The sequence below is a fragment of the Pseudomonas sp. FP2300 genome (genome assembly GCF_030687595.1).
Lineage (GTDB): Bacteria > Pseudomonadota > Gammaproteobacteria > Pseudomonadales > Pseudomonadaceae > Aquipseudomonas > Aquipseudomonas bijieensis.
This window is the reverse complement of the sequence record NZ_CP117440.1, coordinates 3,096,879-3,115,134: the sequence shown is the minus strand read 5'-3', so window position 1 is coordinate 3,115,134 and position 18,256 is coordinate 3,096,879. Positions and strand designations below refer to the sequence as shown.

Below are 18,256 nucleotides of genomic sequence, written 5' to 3'. Positions count from 1 at the left end.
AAAGGGCGTTCAGGGATAGGAGACGTAGACGTCAGTGAGCAGGTCCGCCGCGGTGGGCTTGGGATCGGACTTGGCCTTGTACACGGCGTTTTCGATCAGTTGCTCCACTTCCTTATCGATCTGGTCCAACTGCTCGGCCGACAGCAGCCCGGCCCGGGTGGTGCGCTCACGGAACTGCATCAGGCAGTCCTGGTTCTCGCGGAAATGCTTGACCTCATCGGGGGCCCGGTAAGTCTGGGCGTCGCCCTCGAAGTGGCCGTAGTAGCGCGTCAGCTTGACCTCGATCAGCGACGGCCCTTCCCCGGCACGGGCGCGTTCGACAGCAGCCCCGGCGGCTTCGTGGACGGCGAAGAAGTCAAAGCCATCCACCGTCACCCCAGGCATGCCGAACCCGGCGGCGCGGTCGGCGATGTGATCGCAGGCCACCGACCAATTGGAGGCGGTGGCTTCGGCGTAGCCGTTGTTCTCGGCGATGAACAGGCACGGCAGGTTCCACACCGAGGCCATGTTCATGGCTTCGAACACCGCGCCCTCGTTGGAGCCGCCGTCACCGAAGAACACCACAGCGACGCTGTCGGTGCCCTTGAGCCGGGCCGCCAGGGCAGCGCCGACCACCAGAGGCGCGCCGGCACCGACGATGCCGTTGGCACCGAGCATGCCTTTCTCGAAATCGGCGATGTGCATCGAGCCGCCCTTGCCTTGGCAGACGCCGGTTTTCTTGCCGTAGATCTCGGCCATCATCCCGTAGACATCCACGCCCTTGGCGATGCAATGGCCGTGGCCACGGTGGTTGGACGCGATGCAATCGTCATCGCCCAGGTGGGCCATGACGCCGGCGGCCGACGCTTCTTCGCCGGCATACAAGTGGACGAAACCGGGAATCTCGCCGGTGGCGAACTCCACGTGCAAGCGCTCTTCGAAAGCGCGGATGGTGCGCATCACCTGGTAGGCGTGCAGCAATTGATCGTGGGTGAGCGGTGTCGACATTTTTATTCTCCCGAGGTGTCTTCTTGAAGATTCAGAGGGTGTTGCGGGTGTTCACGGCCAATGGCCAACAAACGCTGTTGCGCGGCGTAGGCCAGTACCGCATTGACATCGATGCTCAGCGGGCCGCCGGCATCGAGGGTGACCGTGGGCCGGTCATGGACGTTGAATTCGATTTCCCGCTCGCCATCCAGGGCCAGTGTGCCGCTGGAGAGCGACAGGCCGTGGGCGACGCCGGGTTCCAAGGGGCCGGCGGCGAGCACGCCACAGCCTTGCAACAGGCCGGGAGCCAGTGGCACCAACAGCGCTTCGGGCGATTGCGGGTCCAGGCGCATCCAGGCACCACCCGGTGCCTGGCGTGACACCGGGAACCACAACCCGCACAGCGCCGACAGGCCGATGGATTGCGGTTCGGCGAAGGTCACGAACACTTCGGCCAGGTCCTGTGCCCGGCTGATGGCCCGGGCGCCGACAAAGCGCAGCGGCGACACGGCCACGTCCACCAAGGCGACTTCGCGCAAGCCACGGCCGGCATCGCAGACCAGCAGGCGCTTGTTACGTCGCAGACCGATCTGCGTCGGTATCCGTCCGCTGGCGTACAACCCGCCGGCCAGTCCGGCACTGGTGGCCTCGCGCAATTCAGGAAAGGCGTTGTTGGTGCCGGTGGACAGGGTCAGCAACGGGATGTCTCCCACTTCGGCGGCCACCGCCTTGTGGGTGCCATCGCCGCCGAGCACGGCGATCAGCGCCACCTCGCGTTCGGCCATCAGACGCGCGGCCCGACGAGTGTCTTCGACGGTCTGGCGCAGGGTCAGGTCGAGGAACTCCAGGGCCGGCCAATGGCTGCTGCGGGCCTGACGACTGTGACTGTTCTTCAGTACGGCGGCGGCCATGCCGATCATGTCGGTGGGCATCAGCACCTGCTCGATGCCGGTGGCGCCGAACGCGGCCAGCAGGCGCTGGATCACCGAGACCTTGTCGGTACTGGAAAACAGCCCGGCGTTGGCGGTCAGGCGCCGCACGTCACGGCCCGATGCGGGGTTGGCGATGATGCCCACGGTCAGTGGCCGGCGACTCATGGCGCCACCGTGGCGGGGATAGGCGAACGGTCTGGGCAGCCAGACCCTGGGCAGGAAAACATAGGCACCTCGTTGTTATTATTGGATGCCCCGTCGAGCGGGTTGCAGAGGTAGAGCAAGGGCGGTGCCAGTAACGAAAAAAGTCTTCGAAAAGCCCGGACCAGAGCGGTCCCATCGGTTTATTCAATGCAGCGGAGCGAGCTCTGGTGAGACGCTCCATGTCAGGTTGCACGAGGCTTCGGCGAGACCCTGAGACGTGGCGTCTCACACGGGCCGAACAACCGGTCGAGCTTGTCTGTCCCCGGCGAACGGCGCTTAATGTGCGCACAACGATAATAAGCTGAATCGGAGGCCCCTATGCTTTCCGCTCACTCCCGGGCGCACGTGGATTGCGTCAGTCGCGTGGTGAAAAACGCGAACCAATTGCCACAACTGCCCGTCCCGGACCTGATCCTCGATTCCTGGCGCCGGTCCCTGGAGCAACATCACCTGGACCCCGGTTCGTTGCAGGGTCCGCGCATCCTGTCCCAGGACGTGCTCAAGCAATGCCGCGAACGCTCCGAGCTGTTCCTCAATATCGCCAGCGAAGAAGTCGCCCGCCTGCATGGCCGAGTGCGCGATGCCGACTACTGCGTGCTACTGACCGATGCCCAGGGCCAGACCATCGACTATCGAGTGGAAACCACGATCCGCAACGACTGCCGCAAGGCCGGCTTGTACCTGGGCACCTGTTGGTCGGAGGGCGAAGAAGGCACCTGTGGCGTGGCGGCGGTGCTCACGGCCAAGGCCCCGGTGACGGTGCACAAGCGCGACCATTTCCGCGCGGCGTTCATTGGCCTGACCTGCTCCGCCGCGCCGGTGTTCGACCCCCAGGGTGAATTGCTCGGGGTATTGGACGTCTCGGCGGTGCGCTCGCCGGACGATCGACGCTCGCAGCACCTGATACGGCAAATGGTGGTACAGAGCGCCCGAGAGATCGAACAGGCGTTTTTCATGAGCAGCGCCCAGGGCTACTGGGTGCTGCGGGCCCATCGCAACCCCGGCTACGTCGACAGCCAGCCGGACTTCCTGTTCGCCTGGGACGACGACGGCTGCCTGCAAGCCCTGAACCCCGCCGCCCGCCAGTACCTGCTGCAACATTACGGGCAGTTGCCGCAACACATCGGCCAGGTGTTCGACCAGCAACTGCTGCACCGTGCCCGGGACGAAAGCCTCTGCCCGCTCGACCACGCCATGCATGGCCGCTTGAGCGCACCACGCCATCGGGCCAGTGTGCGTCCGCGGGTCGCGCTGAACCCGTCCGAGATCGACCCGCGCCTGGCCGACAGCCTGCGCCTGGCGGTGCGGGTCAAGGATCGCAACCTGCCGGTGCTGATCCAGGGCGAAACCGGTTCCGGCAAGGAAGTCTTCGCCCGCCAGTTGCACCAGGCCAGCCAGCGTCGTGATCGTCCATTCGTGGCGTTGAACTGCGCCGCCATTCCCGAAAGCCTGATCGAGAGCGAATTGTTCGGCTACGTCGCCGGCGCTTTCACCGGCGCCTCGGCCAAAGGCATGCAGGGCCTGTTGCAACAGGCCGATGGCGGCACCTTGTTCCTGGACGAAATCGGCGACATGCCGCTGGCCTTGCAGACCCGCCTGCTGCGGGTACTGGCCGAGGGTGAAGTGGCGCCGCTGGGGGCATCGCGCCGTAAAGCCGTGGACATCCAGGTGATCTGCGCCACCCACCGCGACCTGGAAACACTGGTGGCCGCCGGCGAGTTTCGCGAGGACCTGTATTTCCGCCTGGGCGGCGCACGCTTCCAACTGCCACCGTTGCGCGAGCGCAGCGATCGGTTGGCGCTGATCAATCGGATTCTTGTCGAGGAGTCAGCGCTGTGCGGAGAAACGGTGCAATTGAGCGGCGCAGCCCTGGAATGTCTGCTCGGTTACCACTGGCCGGGCAATGTCCGCCAGTTGCGCCATGTGCTGCGCTATGCCTGCGCGGTGTGCGAAGCCAGCGTGATCCAACTCAGCCACCTGCCCGAATCAATGCACAGCGCTGACGCCACCGATCATGGGGCGGAGCCAAGTGTCAGCCCGGAACGCCAGGCTTTGCTCGATGCGTTGGTGCGTCATCGCTGGAAACCCACCGCCGCCGCCCGGGCCCTGGGCATTTCCCGGGCGACCCTGTATCGACGGGTGCACCAGCACGGCATCGAAATGCCTGGCCGCAGCCCGGCCTGAGGGCCTACCGGCGCGCCAGCTCATGCCGGACACATTGTTCGTAGTAGGTCTGCTTGACCGCCGCGGGTTTGAGACGCGACGCGCTGTTGTAGGTCTGTTCGGTAATGCCCAGGGCCGTCATGCGCATCCAGGGCCGGGGAAACTTGCGCACTTGCAGCTTCTTCCGCGCGCCGTACAGGCTGACGCCAGACAGCTTCGACGCCTGCGCGCCCGCCGCAATGTCCGAACCCCAGCGGCACACCGATTGCTGGTTCTGCGTCAGCGCCCTGGCCTGGGCCTCAAGCGAGACGGCGGCCAGGAGAAACGTCGTTACGACCCACATAGAAATACGCATAGGTTTGTCGCCCAACTTTCTGAAAGGAAAGAAGTTTGACCGTATACAAATGAGCAAGGGGCCAGCATTTGAACAGGCCCCCTATCTGCCTGGCACGCCGCGTTGGCGTTGCGTTCCTGGGGCCGCTTCGCAGCCCAGCGGGAGCAAGCTCCCTCGCCACGGGTATTGGCTTGCCTTCATCCACTGCAATGGCTGCCCAGGCGATAGCCATCCTACAAACAGGTAGAGGTTATTAGATTAACTTATTGAAAATAAACAAATTTAACTTGAATTCCAACTACCTACCCTAGTGACGCGAAAATCTAGAAAATGGTAGAGAGCAAATTACTAACCAGTTGAAATAAAACAATTTTAATGAAAAATACCTATCCTGTGGCGAGGGAGCTTGCTCCCGCTGGGCTGCGAAGCAGCCCCCAAGAAAGCACTGACAACTCGATATGTCAGATAAGCAGCGGACAACCTCCCTCGCCACGGTTCATCAGCCCGCCTTCGCTTCCTGCAGCAGTTGCTGGATCACCTGCTCCTGCTCGTCATAACGTCCCTCGCCAAAGTGGCTGTAGCGCACCTGCCCCTTGGCATCGATGAAGTAATGGGCTGGCCAATACTGGTTGTTGAAGGCACGCCAGATCGCATACTGATTGTCGATCGCCACCGGGTAGTGGATGTCCAGCTTGCGCACCTGCTCGCGCACGTTGTCGATGATCTTCTCGTAGCCGTATTCCGGGGTATGGACGCCGATCACCACCAGCCCGTCCTTTTCATACTTCTTCGCCCAACCGTTCACATAGGGCAAGGTGTGCTGGCAGTTGATGCAGTCATAGGTCCAGAAATCCACCAGCACCACCTTGCCCCGCAGTGACTCGCTGCTCAATGGCGGCGAGTTCAACCACTGCACCGCACCGTCCAACGCGGGCATGGTGCCCTGGGATTCGAGGGTCGGCATGGAACTCGCCCCGGCCTTGCTCACCACATAGTCGATGGCCTTGGGCACGTTTTCCAGCAAGCTTTTTTCCAAGGTGGTCGACTGTTGAGATGAAGTCGCCGCCAACAACCGGTCATCCGTCCCGGTGCCAATCGCCACGGCCGCCAGCAACACCACCACTCCCGTTCCCCGGCGCAGCCAGGTGGTGATCGGCAGCGAGAGTTTCAGGCGACCGACCAGTCCCCGCCCTGCCAGGATCAACGTCCCCAGGGACAAGGCACTGCCCAGGCCGTAGGCGAGCAACAGCAGGCTGGTTTGTGTGCTGGCGCCTTGCAACATGGCCCCGGTCAGGATCACTCCGAGTATCGGTCCGGCGCACGGAGCCCAGAGCAGCCCGGTGGCCACCCCGATCAGCACTGACGCCACGGGTCCGGCCATGCGCCCGGCACCGGCGTCCAGGCGATTGCCCAAGCTGACCAGCGGCCGCGCCAGCCAGGTTCCGACCCGGCTGAAGATCAGCGACAAGGCGAACACCACCATCACCGCCAAGGCGACTTGCCGGCCGACGCTGCTGGCGCGCACCACCCACTCGCTGCTGACCACCGCCAGGCTGGAGACCAGGGCAAACGTCAGCACCATGCCGCCGAGGGTCAGCAGCACCGAGCCGCGAGAGCGATCGGCCCGGGCGAACAGAAACGGCACCACCGGAAGAATACAGGGGCTGAGGATCGTCAGGATCCCGCCGAGAAAAGCGATCAGAAGCATGGCAATACCTCACTATAAAAGGCCGACGCAAACCCTGTGGCGAGGGAGCTTGCTCCCGCTGGGCTGCGAAGCGGCCCCGAAAGTGACTGACAACACGGTGTGTCAGACCCATACAGGGGGCCGCTTCGCGCCCCAGCGGGAGCAAGCTCCCTCGCCACAAAAACAGGTCAGTTCTGGTTGCTGCAGTTATCGGAAAGCTTGCGATAGTTCAGCGCTTGCTTGTGGCCCGTGGAGTCCAGATAGGTCATGTGGGCGTTGACCACACCGCAGGTCGGCTGGGCGTCTTCGCTAAGGGAGAGCACTTTCTGGATGTCCAGGTGGGTGCCGTAGGTGTAGGTTTGCGCCGGCACGTTGCTTTCGGCCCGGGCCGACAGCGTACAAATATTCAGTGCAGCGAAGAGGCAGGCGGCGTAGATGGCTTTGGTGTTCATGGCGATTCCTCGATTCAATGGGTGTTTATCTGCCGAGGCCTGTTGTGTCGCCTCGATGGGTGCCATTGAATGCCGCGCAGGTATCACGCCTGTATCGAGCCGAGGGGCTTTTTGCATCGCTGTGTATCCACCGTGCGCCAGATACACTGCAATACAAACCGCCGCGAGCCGGGCCGGCCGGCGTCTGTAGACTGATCACAACGAAACGCCGAGGGGGCTGAACACCATGGATCATGTCGATCACGTGTTGATAGTGGATGACGATCGCGAGATCAGAGAGCTGGTTGGCAATTACCTGAAAAAGAACGGCCTGCGCACCACCGTGGTTGCCGATGGCCGGCAGATGCGCGCCTTCCTGGAAACCACCCCGGTGGACCTGATCGTGCTGGACATCATGATGCCCGGCGATGATGGCCTGGTGCTGTGTCGGGAACTGCGTGCCGGCAAGCACAAGGCCACGCCGGTGCTGATGCTCACCGCCCGCAACGACGAGACCGACCGCATCATCGGCCTGGAGATGGGCGCCGACGATTACCTGGTCAAGCCCTTCGCCGCCCGCGAGCTGCTGGCGCGCATCAATGCCGTGCTGCGCCGCACCCGCATGCTGCCGCCCAACCTGGTGGTCACCGAAAGCGGTCGCCTGCTGGCGTTCGGGCGCTGGCGCCTGGACACCACCGCCCGCCACCTGCTGGACACTGACGGCACCATGGTGGCCTTGAGTGGTGCCGAGTATCGTTTACTGCGGGTGTTTCTCGACCATCCGCAACGGGTGCTCAACCGCGACCAATTGCTTAACCTGACCCAGGGCCGGGACGCCGACCTGTTCGATCGTTCCATCGACCTGCTGGTCAGCCGCCTGCGCCAGCGTCTGTTGGACGATGCCCGGGAGCCGGCCTACATCAAGACCGTGCGCAGCGAAGGCTACGTGTTCTCGCTGCCGGTGGAGATCCTCGAGGCATCGGTATGAGCCTGTCGCTGCGCTGGCCGCGGACGCTCGCCTCCAGGCTGTCGCTGATCTTCCTGATCGGCCTGATCCTGGCCCAGGGCCTGTCCTTCGGCGTCCAGTACTACGAGCGCTACCAGAGCGCCAGATCGACCATGCTCGGCAACCTGGAAACCGACGTCTCGACCTCCGTCGCCATTCTCGACCGCCTGCCTGCCGCCGAGCGCCCGGCCTGGCTGCCAAAACTGGCCCGGCGCAACTATGGCTACCTGCTCGATGAAGGCCAGCCCGGCCAACCGATGGACCTGGCCGACGCGCCGATCTCGGTCAGTTCGATCCAGGAAGCCATCGGCCAGGCCTATGGCCTGACCTTCCAACAGATTCCCGGGCCGAACATGCACTATCAAGCCCACTTGCGCCTGAGGGACGGCAGCCCGCTGACCATCGACGTACGCCCGGCGATGACACCCCTCTCTCCCTGGCTGCCGATGGTGTTGCTGGGGCAGTTGGCGCTGCTGATCGGCTGCACCTGGCTGGCCGTGCGCATCGCCGTCGGTCCCCTGACCCGGCTGGCCCAGGCGGTGGAAACCCTCGACCCGAACGCCCATAGCGTGCGCCTGGACGAAAAAGGCCCGACCGAAGTGGTACATGCGGCCAAGGCGTTCAATGCCATGCAGGACCGCATCGCCGCCTACCTCAAGGAGCGCATGCAGTTGCTGGCAGCGATTTCCCATGACTTGCAGACGCCCATCACGCGCATGAAATTGCGCGCCGAATTCATGGACGAAGGGATCGAACGGGACAAATTGTGGAGCGATTTGAGCGAAATGGAACACCTGGTGCGTGAAGGCGTGGCCTATGCCCGTAGCATTCACGGCGCCACCGAGGCCAGTTGCCGGATCAGCCTGGATGCATTTCTCGACAGCCTGGTGTTCGACTACCAGGACACCGGCAAGGACGTGCAACTGTCCGGGAAAAACGCCGCCGTGATCGACACCCGCCCCCATGCCTTGCGCCGGGTGCTGGTCAACCTGGTGGACAACGCCTTGAAATTCGGCGGCGCAGCGCAGATCCAGGTGCAACAGACCGACAACGGGCAACTGGCGATCCAGGTGCTGGACCATGGCCCCGGCATCAGCGAGCAGGAGCTGGCCGAGGTGCTCAAGCCGTTCTACCGGGTGGAGAGCTCGCGCAACCGGGAAACCGGCGGCACCGGCCTGGGCTTGGCCATCGCCCAGCAATTGGCGATCGCCATGGGCGGCTCACTGACCCTGAGCAACCGCGACGGCGGCGGCCTGTGCGCCGAGTTGCGCCTGGCATTCGCAAGCTGACACAGCCTCTTGTGGGAGTTCAGCTTGCTCGCGATAGCGGTGTGTCAGCCTGCACTCATTCAACTGACCTGGCGCCATCGCGAGCAGGCTCGCTCCCACAGGGGTTGGGTATTTAATTGGATGCGGGTTTGTATGCCAGTGTGTCTGCGGCTAATCGGCATACACAAACTTGCACAGTCCTGCATTGCGGACACACCCCACTTACACCGGCTTGAAAGACTCCCTCGTATCCCCGGCGACTATCACGACCGGGCCTCGACATCCAAGGAGCCTTTTACATGTCTACCGCAACTGCATCCCCCTTTCGTTACCAAGGTTGGTCGCTGTTCAGCCTGCTCGCCGCCCTGGTGCTGCTGATGACCGGGTTGATCCTGGTCCTCAATCCGGACCTGACCGAAGGCGTGCGCAGTGCCATCCGCGCCACGGCTCGCTCGTCCTTCGCCTTGTTCCTGCTGGCCTTCACCGCCTCGGCCTTCGCGGTACTGGTTCCCGCGCCCCTGAGCCGGTCGCTGGTGCGTGAACGACGCTTCATCGGGCTGGCCTTTGCCTTCTCTCATCTAGTCCATGCCGTGCTGATCTACAGCTACGGCCAGCTCAACACCGAGTTCTGGCCCGGCCGCACCACCCTCGGCAACGTGCCCGGCACCGTGGGCTACGTGTTCATCCTGTTGCTGGCCCTGACCTCATTCAAAAGCACCACGCGCCTGATCGGTTTCAAGGCCTGGAAACGCCTGCATGTCACCGGTATGTGGGTGCTGGCGGCGATCTTTGCCTATTCCAATTTCAAACGCATCCCCATGAGCGCCTGGTATGTGCTGCCCTTCGGCCTGATCTGCGCCGCCACCGCCATCCGCCTGGTGGGCAAGCTGGCCCAGGCCAACAAGCGCCTCCACACCCCGCAACGTGCGGCCTGAGCCCTGGGAGATCATCATGTCTGCAAGAAGCCTGAAAACCCTGCCCATCCAGCTCGATCACGCCGGAGCATGGCTCGCGCCGCTGGGCCTGCGCTTGTTCCTGGCCTGGGAGTTCTTCGAGTCCGGCCTGGAGAAATGGAACGGCACGAACTGGTTCGCCGAAATCCAGTCCGCCTTCCCTTTCCCCTTCAACCATGTACCGGCCCATTGGAACTGGGAACTGTCGATGTGGGCCGAACTGGTCTGTGCCATCGCCCTGTTGATCGGCCTGGGCACGCGCCTGTCGGCGCTGGTGTTGATCATCGTCACCGTGGTGGCGACTGCTGCCGTGCATTGGCCGGCGGACTGGTCGAGCTTGAGCGAACTGGCCCAGGGCTATGCGATCACCAATAAAGGCCATGGCAACTTCAAGCTGCCGTTGATCTACCTGGTGGCGTTGTTACCGTTGGTGTTGCAGGGGGCTGGGAAGTTGAGTGTGGATGCTGTGCTCATGACTGGGCTGCGCCGCAGATAAGACATCATGCCCATCACTGTGGGAGCGAGCCTGCTCGCGATAGCGGAGTTCCAGTCAATGCAACATTGCTGATCCACCGCCATCGCGAGCAGGCTCGCTCCCACAAGGATTTCGATTATTACGGTTTTGCCCCGACAACCCCTTCTTCCTGCATCCGCCGCAACAGCGCCACGGCGTTGTCCATGAAATCGAATCCACTCACCCCCGCCTCCTGCGCCAACGCCCGCAACTGCTCTCGCCCCGCCAACCCGGGATACTCCTCGATGCGCTGCAGAAGCCGCCAGGCCAACAGGCTGAGTTCGGAAAAGCGCACCTCAAACCCAGGCGTGCGCCGCACCAGCAACAGCGTCGGCTCGGCCGGTGGCGTCGAGGGCTGGTAGTTCGGCGCCAGGCGATGCACAGGCCACTGGTACGCCAGCGGCCAGGCCAGGGGCGAGACACGCAGCGGTGAGTCGAGCAAGGAGGCCTCGTCATGGCTCGACAGCGGCTCGGCCTCGGCTTGCAACAGCACCATCTCGACCCACTCATAGTGCGCCAGCTCCGCCACGAACGACGGCCAGTCCGGCGACGGGTGGGCCGCGAGGTAGCCCACGAACTCCTGGGCGATTTCACCGAACCTGGGCGTGACGCAGCGGTGCTCGCGCAAGAAACGCCGCACGCAGGCACGCCACTTGTCCTGCCCCTGCACGCTCACCAGTACCGGGAAAGTGCCACTGAGCAGCGAGCGCATGTTTTCGAAGATCAGGTCGCGGTACACCTGCGCCCGCGCCACATCCATGCCGGCCGGAGCCGGGCACTGTTCAGGATCGCGCAGGTAACGGGTCAACGCCTGTTGCTGTTGGTGTAGCGTCTGCCGGACTTCAGTCATGGGTCACCGCTTGCCGGGTGACGGCCTGGTGTTGCAACTGGCGAATCGTCTGCAACTCAGCCACCAGCGCGGCATAGGGCGAGAAGTTGAAATCCCGTTCAAGCAAGGTCGGCTGCGCGCCGAAACGGGCATAGGCCTGCTCCAGCAGTGCCCAGACCACCGGTTTGACCGGCGCGCCATGGCTGTCGATCTTCAATGTGTCGGACTCGTCGTAGTGCCCGGCCACATGCATCGCCACCACGCGCCCCGGTTCAAGGCCCTGCAGGAACGCCTGGGGATCGAAACCGTGATTGATCGAGTTGACATAGACGTTGTTGACGTCCAGCAACAGGTCGCAATCGGCTTCGCGCAACACCGCCCGGGTGAATTCCAGCTCGCTCATGTCGTGTTGGGGGGCGGCGTAATAGGAGACGTTTTCCACCGCCAGGCGCCGCTCCAGTACATCCTGGGCCTGACGGATCCGCGCCGCCACGTGATGCACCGCTTCCTCGGTAAAAGGCAGCGGCAGCAGGTCGTACAAATGCCCTTCATCGCCGCAGTAGCTCAAGTGCTCGCTGTACAACGGCACGTTGAAACGTTCGAGGAAAGCACGCACCTGGCCGAGAAACGCCAAGTCCAGCGGTGCCGGTCCACCCAGGGACAATGACAGGCCATGGCACGTCAACGGATAACGTTCGGCCAGCGAATGCAAGGCGGCGCCATGGGCGCCGCCGATTCCGATCCAGTTTTCCGGGGCCACTTCGAGAAAGTCGAAATCCCCGGCCGGCGCCTGGCGCAGTTCAGCGAGCAAGGCCCGGCGCAGGCCGAGGCCTGCAGAGGGTTGAGGTAAATTCAACATGACACATCTCCTGGGAAACGAGATGTGGAGAGCCTCATGGAGCGATCCCCCACCACTCGATGGAAACCGAACACCCGTGGCGAGGGAGCAAGCTCCCTCGCCACGGGTCCTTTGTCCGATGCCGCATCAGTGGGCTGGCATCAGCTCATCAGGCTCACCACCGGGCGAATCAGGACTCGATAGCCGCCCCACACTTGCCTTCGCCGCATTTGCCTTCCGCAGTCTTCGCCTGGGCCGACAGGTATTGCTTGGCTTCCGGCAACGAGATACCGCCGTCATGGTTGGCGTCGATCTTGTCGAATTCAGCGGCGCGCTCCGGTGCCGCGGCGATGAACTCGTCGCGCCAGACCTTGCCATCGTGGTTGGTATCGGTCTTGGCGAACTTGTCCTCGCCACACTTGCCTTCGGCGGGTTTCTTCACGGTATCGGCTGCCGCCAGGGTGTAGCCCTGGGCCAGGTCGTTCATGGTCAAGGCCGAAGCCGCCGTGGAAAGACCAAGGCCGCCGACCAGGGCCAGGCCGAGTGCAAGGGACGAATTTCGGGAGAAGTTGAGCATGGGGTAGTCCTCGAACGATCAATACGCCAGTCACCCGCACCGAGGCTCGGTGCCAGCTGGCTGGCGTAGTTAATCGCCGATGTGTATCCGGCCTGTGTCGCCGCTCCGGGTCTTCCTCAAGCCGATGTATCCGGGCCCGCGCGGTACACACTGCGATACACGCCCGGCCAGCCTCAGGTCCCTGGCAATGAAAAAATCGAAACCTTGGAAGGCCTGCACCGGTCAAGTCCTGTATGAACGTCAATCGCTGCACGTCGCGCCAAGCGACCGCGGCCTGGAACGAGGGACAGACATGAGCATGACCGTCGGTGATTTTCTGGTGGAACGTCTTTATGAATGGGGGGTTCGCCGTATCTATGGCTATCCGGGCGATGGCATCAACGGCGTCTTTGGCGCCTTGAACCGCGCCCAGGGAAAAATCCGCTTCATTCAGGCTCGCCATGAGGAAATGGCCGCGTTCATGGCCTGTGCCCACGCCAAGTTCACCGGCGAGCTGGGGGTCTGCATCGCCACCTCCGGTCCCGGCGCGTCCCACTTGGTGACCGGCCTCTACGACGCGCGGATGGACCACATGCCCGTGCTCGCCATCTGCGGCCAGCAGGCCCGCGCCGCGCTGGGCGGGCATTACCAGCAGGAACTGGACCTGGTCAGCCTGTTCAAGGACGTGGCCGGGGCGTTCGTACAGCAAGCCAGCGTGCCCGCCCAGGTGCGTCACTTGATGGACCGCGCCGTACGCACGGCGGTGGGCGAGCGCCAGGTCACGGCACTGATCCTGCCGAACGACCTCCAGGACATGGAATACACCGCGCCGCGCCACAAGCACGGTACGGTTCACTCCGGCGTCGGCTACCGCAAGCCCAGCGTCGTCCCTTACGAAGAGGACCTGCGCAAAGCCGCCGAGGTCCTCAATGCCGGCAAGAAAGTCGCCATCCTGGTCGGTGCCGGAGCGCTGCATGCCACCGACGAAGTGATCGCCATCGCCGAAAAGCTTGGCGCCGGCGTGGCCAAGGCGCTGCTGGGCAAGGCCGCCCTACCGGATGACCTGCCCTGGGTCACCGGCACCATCGGCCTGCTCGGCACCGAGCCCAGCGACAACCTGATGGCCGGCTGCGACACGCTGCTGATGATCGGCTCCGGCTTCCCCTACGCCGAATTCCTGCCCCCTGAAGGCCAGGCCCGGGGCGTGCAGATCGACATTCAGGCGGACATGCTCAGCCTGCGATATCCCATGGAGGTCAACCTGCACGGCGACAGCGTCGATACCTTGCGCGCCCTGCTGCCGTTGATCGAGGAAAAAACCGACCGCAGCTGGCGCAAGAAAATCGAACATTGGCGGGAACGCTGGGACCGGACCCTGGAAAAACGCGCCCGAGTATCCGCCAAGCCGATCAACCCGCAACGGGTCACCTTCGAACTGTCGCCACGGTTGCCGGAGCACGCCGTCATCACCTGTGATTCCGGCTCCTGCGCCAACTGGTTCGCCCGGGACCTGAAGATCCGCCGCGGCATGATGTGTTCACTGTCCGGTGGCCTGGCGTCGATGGGCGCGGCCGTGCCCTATGCCATCGCGGCGAAGTTCTGTCATCCGGAGCGACCGGTGATCGCCTTGGTGGGCGATGGCGCCATGCAGATGAACAACATGGCCGAGCTGATCACCGTCGCCAAATACTGGCGCACCTGGGCCAACGGCACTTGGATCTGCGCGGTGTTCAACAATCGGGATTTGAACCAGGTCACCTGGGAACAGCGGGTCATGGAGGGCGATCCGAAATTCGCCGCCTCCCAGGACATCCCCGACGTGCCCTACCACCTGTTCGCCGAATCCATTGGCTTGAAGGGCATTCTGGTGCTGCATGAGGACGACGTGGCCACGGCCTGGGAAACCGCGCTGGCGGCGGACCGTCCGGTGTTGATCGAGTTTCGCACCGACCCCGACGTGCCACCGCTGCCGCCGCACATCAAGCTGGAACAGGCGAAGAAGTTTGCCTCGACCCTGCTCCAGGGCGACCCGAACGAGCGAGGCATCGTGGTCGAGACCGCCAAGCAGGTATTGAGCAGCCTGCTGCCGGGCCATCCCACGGAGAAAAAGTGAGGCGTGACGCGATGCCAACCGTTGAGCTGCATCGTCGCTATGAACGGTCCCTGCTGCTGGTGTTCTGCGTGCTGTGGGGATGGCTGGCCATCGCGCCGCTGAAACGCAGCGACTGGCTGGCGGAGAACCTGCTGGTCATTGCGTTATTGATCGTCCTGGTGAGCGTTCATCGGCGATTCAGCTTTTCCCGGCTGTCCGCCACACTGCTGTTCGTGTTCCTCTGCATCCATGAAGTCGGCGCCCACTACACCTATGCCAAGGTGCCTTACAACCAATGGTGGCAGGCCCTGACCGGGGGCCAGTCGCTGGACCAACTCATGGGCTTCCAGCGCAACCAATTCGATCGGCTGGTGCATTTCAGCTACGGCCTGCTGCTGGCCTATCCGCTGCGCGAGGTTTTGCTGCGGGTTGCGCCAGCAACGGGGTTCAGGGGCTATTTCCTGGCCTGGAGCCTGATCCTCGCGTCGTCGGCCATTTACGAGATCATCGAGTGGTTGGGCGGTGCCTATATCGGCGGCGACACCGCCAAGGCCTTTGTCGGCGCCCAACAAGACCCGTGGGACTCGCAAAAGGACATGGCCTTGGCCGCGCTTGCCGCATTCATCGCCCTACTGGCCGCCGCCGGGGTCAATTACCTGCGTCAACGGGATCTCGCCCTCGAGTGGGCCTCACGCTTCAAGGCCCGCACATGATGAAGACAACACAGCCTGTCGGCCCCTTCGTTAACACGACTAAGTAATTCAGCCTACCCGCCGATATAAGACAGGTGCGGGTGAAATCGCTTTTTGGCTGATGACTTATCTTTATGATTGAAAATACTGGCAATGACTCGACTGTCCTTTCCCCGGGCTCGCCAACCCGAAGCTTCACCCGTCGCACGTTCCCGGCCATCATGCTCCTGCTGTTTGTCATGTCTGCACTGGCGATCGCCGTGCTGCTCAACATCACCGGTGCCCAGGACCGGCGCGCCCGTGAACAGAGCCTGTTTTTCGCCCAGCGGGCCATCGACGGGATCCGCACCGGCATCGGCCGGGACCTGAGCGACTATTCCAAGTGGAGCGACGCCTACCGGCACCTGCATGTCAAGGTCGACAAGGAATGGGCCTATGACCAGGAAAACGTCGGTAGCAGCGTGTATTCGCTCTACGGTTACCAGGCGGTGTTTGTCATTTCTCCGACTGGCAAGACCGTCTATTCGGTGATCGATGGCCAGATGAGCGATGTCGATGCCGACACCTGGCTGACCGGCGACCTGCGCGCCCTGTGGAACAAAGCCAGCACTGCGGAAAATCACGACGAAGTGGTCGTCGAGATGCTGCACCACCAGGACGCCCCGGCGTTCGTCGCCGTGTCCGCCATCACCACCGGCACGGACAACAGCGTGGCGCAAATTCCCGGCCCGCCCAGCCTGATGCTCTTCGTCAAAGTGCTTGATCCCGCCTCCCTGCAAAACCTGGCGCGGGACTTCGCCCTGCCCGATGCCCATATCGCCAGGACCCCGGGCCCGGCCGATACCGCCCAACTGCTGCTCGACAACCTGACCCTGGAAGCCCTGGCCTGGCGACCGCAAACCCCGGGCCAGGACTTGCGCAAGATCCTCTTGCCCTTGCTGGCCCTGGCGTTACTGGTGCTGGGGATTCTGGCGCTGGCCGTTCTACGCCATGCCCTGGCCATGCTCCGCGCCCAGGAGCGCCAGTACGCCAGCCTGCTGGCCCACCGCAAGGCATTGGAACGCAGTGAAGAGCGTTTCCGCGACATTGCCGAAGTGTCCTCTGACTGGTTGTGGGAAGTCGATTCGACCGGAACGCTGACTTACCTGTCGGAACGTTTTGAACAAGTGACCGGGTTCAGCCCCACGGAATGGCTGGGCAAACCGCTGCACCGGCTGCTCCACCCCCATGGCGGCTCGATCTCGATTGCCCAATGGCTGCTCGGCGGTGCCAACAGCCTCTCTTCGGCGCCGCTGCTGTGCGAGTACACCGCGCGCAACCAGCGCGTCCGCACCTGCAAACTCTCGGTACGGGCCATCGAAGCCGGCACCCTGGGCTTTCGCGGCACCGCCACCGACATCACCGATGAGTTGCGGGCGCTGGCCCAGATCAAGCATCTTTCCCTGCATGATCCACTGACCGGGCTGGCGAACCGAAACCGTCTGTTCGATTGCCTGCGCGAACACCTGGGCCACCCGGATCACCCGCCCCTGGCGCTGCTGAACCTGGACATGGACCGATTCAAGCCGGTCAACGACTCCCTGGGTCATGCCGTGGGCGATAAAGTGCTCAAGGAAGTGGCGCATATCCTCCAGCAAAACGTGCGCGGCACTGATCTGGTAGCGCGCCTGGGCGGTGATGAATTTGTCATTATCATGCCCGATCCGGGCGATGCCGACGCTCTCGATCAACTCTGTGAACGACTGATCGATTGCATGCAACGGCCCATGCACCTGGACGGCAATACGCTGTACCTGGGAGTGAGCATCGGTGTCGCCTGGTCACAGCCCGGTGACGAACGTGCCGATGAACTGTTGCGCCGCGCCGATATCGCCTTGTATGCGGCCAAGGCAGCCGGCCGCAATACCTGGCGCGTGTATGTTGAAGCGATGGGCAACCTGGCCCGCGACCGCCGGCGGTACGAACAGCAACTGCGCGATGCGATGCAACGGGACCAGCTGGAACTGCGTTACCTGCCTCGCTTCGATGTGAGCGCCGAGCAGTTGCATGGCTTCGAAGCCCAGACGTTCTGGCACCATCCCGAGAAAGGTGAACTGGGTGGGGCCGACTTCATACCGGTGGCCGAAACCTCGGGCCAGCTCGAAGAACTGGGCACCTGGATGTTGATCAACGTCTGTGAAGAGGCCGCCACCTGGCCGAGCGCCGTCAATGTCTCCATCGCGGTTTCACCCCGCTGGTTCAACAGCAGCTTCCTGCTCAACCAGGTGCAAGAGGCCCTCGAAGCGAGTGGCCTGGAGCCTCACCGGCTGACCCTGGAAGTGGCCGAAGGGGTCCTGCTCGCCGACCACAAGACCGTCGCCAGCACCCTCCATGCGCTCAAGGACCTCGGCGTGCGGATCAACATCGACAAATTCGGCACCAGCATCGCCTCCCTTCGCGAGGTACTGGACCAGCCGTTCGATGGCATCCGTTTCGATCGCAACATCCTCTCGCAGCTGGGCCTGGAGGACGACAAGGAAGGCGTCCTGGCGATGATCCGGTTGAGCCGCAGCGTAGGGCTCATGGTCACCGCCGAAGGCATCGAAAACGCCCGACAATTCAGCCAACTGCGCAACGTAGCCTGCGACCATGTCCAGGGCCCCTACTTCGGCGCGGCACTGGCCCGCTCGGAAATGGCCTTGTTCTTCACCACGCCACGGTGGCTGTAACTCACCTTCCCACCGCTATCGCGAGCAGGCTCGCTCCCACAATGGGCCTGTATCGGACCCAAAACCTGAGGTCACCCAATGAC

16 protein-coding genes are annotated in these 18,256 nt (G+C 63.2%); 8 read left to right on the top strand and 8 right to left on the bottom strand.

What is annotated here, in order from left to right; all coding sequences use genetic code 11:
* Positions 1 to 9 precede the first annotated feature (9 nt).
* Together PSH86_RS13895 and PSH86_RS13890 are read right to left on the bottom strand one after the other, a co-directional pair.
* The gene (locus PSH86_RS13895) at positions 10 to 987 is read right to left on the bottom strand and encodes a thiamine pyrophosphate-dependent dehydrogenase E1 component subunit alpha (protein ID WP_109756189.1); all 978 of its coding nucleotides are present in this window, start codon (positions 985 to 987) and stop codon (positions 10 to 12) included.
* Between the two features lie 2 nt (positions 988 to 989).
* Complete coding sequence (locus PSH86_RS13890; protein ID WP_109756190.1) at positions 990 to 2,063, bottom strand: ATP-NAD kinase family protein; 1,074 nt, start codon at positions 2,061 to 2,063, stop codon at positions 990 to 992.
* A gap of 357 nt (positions 2,064 to 2,420) precedes the next feature.
* On the opposite strand from PSH86_RS13890, the gene PSH86_RS13885 reads away from it, so the two are divergent.
* The gene (locus tag PSH86_RS13885; protein WP_305490267.1) at positions 2,421 to 4,286 is read left to right on the top strand and encodes a sigma-54-dependent Fis family transcriptional regulator; all 1,866 of its coding nucleotides are present in this window, start codon (positions 2,421 to 2,423) and stop codon (positions 4,284 to 4,286) included.
* A 4-nt stretch (positions 4,287 to 4,290) separates the two neighbouring features.
* On the opposite strand, the gene PSH86_RS13880 is transcribed toward PSH86_RS13885, so the two are convergent.
* From PSH86_RS13880 to PSH86_RS13870, 3 genes are all read right to left on the bottom strand, one after another.
* Entirely contained in the window at positions 4,291 to 4,620 is a 330-nt protein-coding gene (locus tag PSH86_RS13880; protein WP_116832225.1) for a hypothetical protein, read from the bottom strand.
* A 478-nt stretch (positions 4,621 to 5,098) separates the two neighbouring features.
* A complete protein-coding gene (locus PSH86_RS13875) occupies positions 5,099 to 6,307 on the bottom strand; it encodes a cytochrome c biogenesis protein DipZ (protein ID WP_109756192.1) in 1,209 nt (402 codons plus the stop codon).
* A gap of 167 nt (positions 6,308 to 6,474) precedes the next feature.
* Positions 6,475 to 6,738 (bottom strand): DUF2790 domain-containing protein, encoded by a 264-nt coding sequence (locus PSH86_RS13870; protein ID WP_109756193.1) that lies wholly within the window; start codon positions 6,736 to 6,738, stop codon positions 6,475 to 6,477.
* Positions 6,739 to 6,964: 226 nt separating this feature from the next.
* Between PSH86_RS13870 and PSH86_RS13865 the strand changes: the two genes are divergently transcribed.
* The 4 genes from PSH86_RS13865 to PSH86_RS13850 all read left to right on the top strand — a co-directional run bounded on the left by PSH86_RS13865 (position 6,965) and on the right by PSH86_RS13850 (position 10,440).
* A complete protein-coding gene (locus tag PSH86_RS13865; RefSeq protein ID WP_003202589.1) occupies positions 6,965 to 7,705 on the top strand; it encodes a response regulator in 741 nt (246 codons plus the stop codon).
* On the top strand, positions 7,702 to 9,012 hold the full coding sequence (locus tag PSH86_RS13860) for an ATP-binding protein (protein ID WP_232199969.1): 1,311 nt from the start codon (positions 7,702 to 7,704) through the stop codon (positions 9,010 to 9,012). Before PSH86_RS13865 ends, PSH86_RS13860 begins: the two co-directional genes overlap by 4 nt.
* Positions 9,013 to 9,290: 278 nt before the next feature.
* A complete protein-coding gene (locus PSH86_RS13855) occupies positions 9,291 to 9,926 on the top strand; it encodes a ferric reductase-like transmembrane domain-containing protein (protein WP_305490266.1) in 636 nt (211 codons plus the stop codon).
* A 16-nt stretch (positions 9,927 to 9,942) separates the two neighbouring features.
* Positions 9,943 to 10,440 carry a DoxX family protein gene (locus PSH86_RS13850; RefSeq protein ID WP_134924047.1) on the top strand — a complete coding sequence of 166 codons (498 nt, stop codon included), beginning with the start codon at positions 9,943 to 9,945 and terminating at the stop codon, positions 10,438 to 10,440.
* 118 nt (positions 10,441 to 10,558) lie between these two features.
* Here the strand turns inward: PSH86_RS13850 and PSH86_RS13845 are convergent, their stop codons facing one another.
* The 3 genes from PSH86_RS13845 to PSH86_RS13835 all read right to left on the bottom strand — a co-directional run bounded on the left by PSH86_RS13845 (position 10,559) and on the right by PSH86_RS13835 (position 12,702).
* On the bottom strand, positions 10,559 to 11,308 hold the full coding sequence (locus PSH86_RS13845) for a DUF2063 domain-containing protein (RefSeq protein WP_305490265.1): 750 nt from the start codon (positions 11,306 to 11,308) through the stop codon (positions 10,559 to 10,561).
* Positions 11,301 to 12,146 (bottom strand): DUF692 domain-containing protein, encoded by an 846-nt coding sequence (locus tag PSH86_RS13840; RefSeq protein ID WP_305490264.1) that lies wholly within the window; start codon positions 12,144 to 12,146, stop codon positions 11,301 to 11,303. Before PSH86_RS13840 ends, PSH86_RS13845 begins: the two co-directional genes overlap by 8 nt.
* 169 nt (positions 12,147 to 12,315) lie before the next feature.
* Entirely contained in the window at positions 12,316 to 12,702 is a 387-nt protein-coding gene (locus PSH86_RS13835; RefSeq protein ID WP_305490263.1) for an EF-hand domain-containing protein, read from the bottom strand.
* Between the two features lie 292 nt (positions 12,703 to 12,994).
* Here PSH86_RS13835 and PSH86_RS13830 point away from each other — a divergent pair, with 292 nt between their 5' ends.
* The 3 genes from PSH86_RS13830 to PSH86_RS13820 all read left to right on the top strand — a co-directional run bounded on the left by PSH86_RS13830 (position 12,995) and on the right by PSH86_RS13820 (position 18,173).
* On the top strand, positions 12,995 to 14,794 hold the full coding sequence (locus PSH86_RS13830; protein ID WP_305490360.1) for a thiamine pyrophosphate-requiring protein: 1,800 nt from the start codon (positions 12,995 to 12,997) through the stop codon (positions 14,792 to 14,794).
* Positions 14,795 to 14,805: 11 nt separating this feature from the next.
* The gene (locus PSH86_RS13825) at positions 14,806 to 15,486 is read left to right on the top strand and encodes a DUF2238 domain-containing protein (protein WP_116832217.1); all 681 of its coding nucleotides are present in this window, start codon (positions 14,806 to 14,808) and stop codon (positions 15,484 to 15,486) included.
* 113 nt (positions 15,487 to 15,599) lie between these two features.
* Entirely contained in the window at positions 15,600 to 18,173 is a 2,574-nt protein-coding gene (locus tag PSH86_RS13820) for an EAL domain-containing protein (RefSeq protein WP_305490262.1), read from the top strand.
* Positions 18,174 to 18,256: the final 83 nt, after the last annotated feature.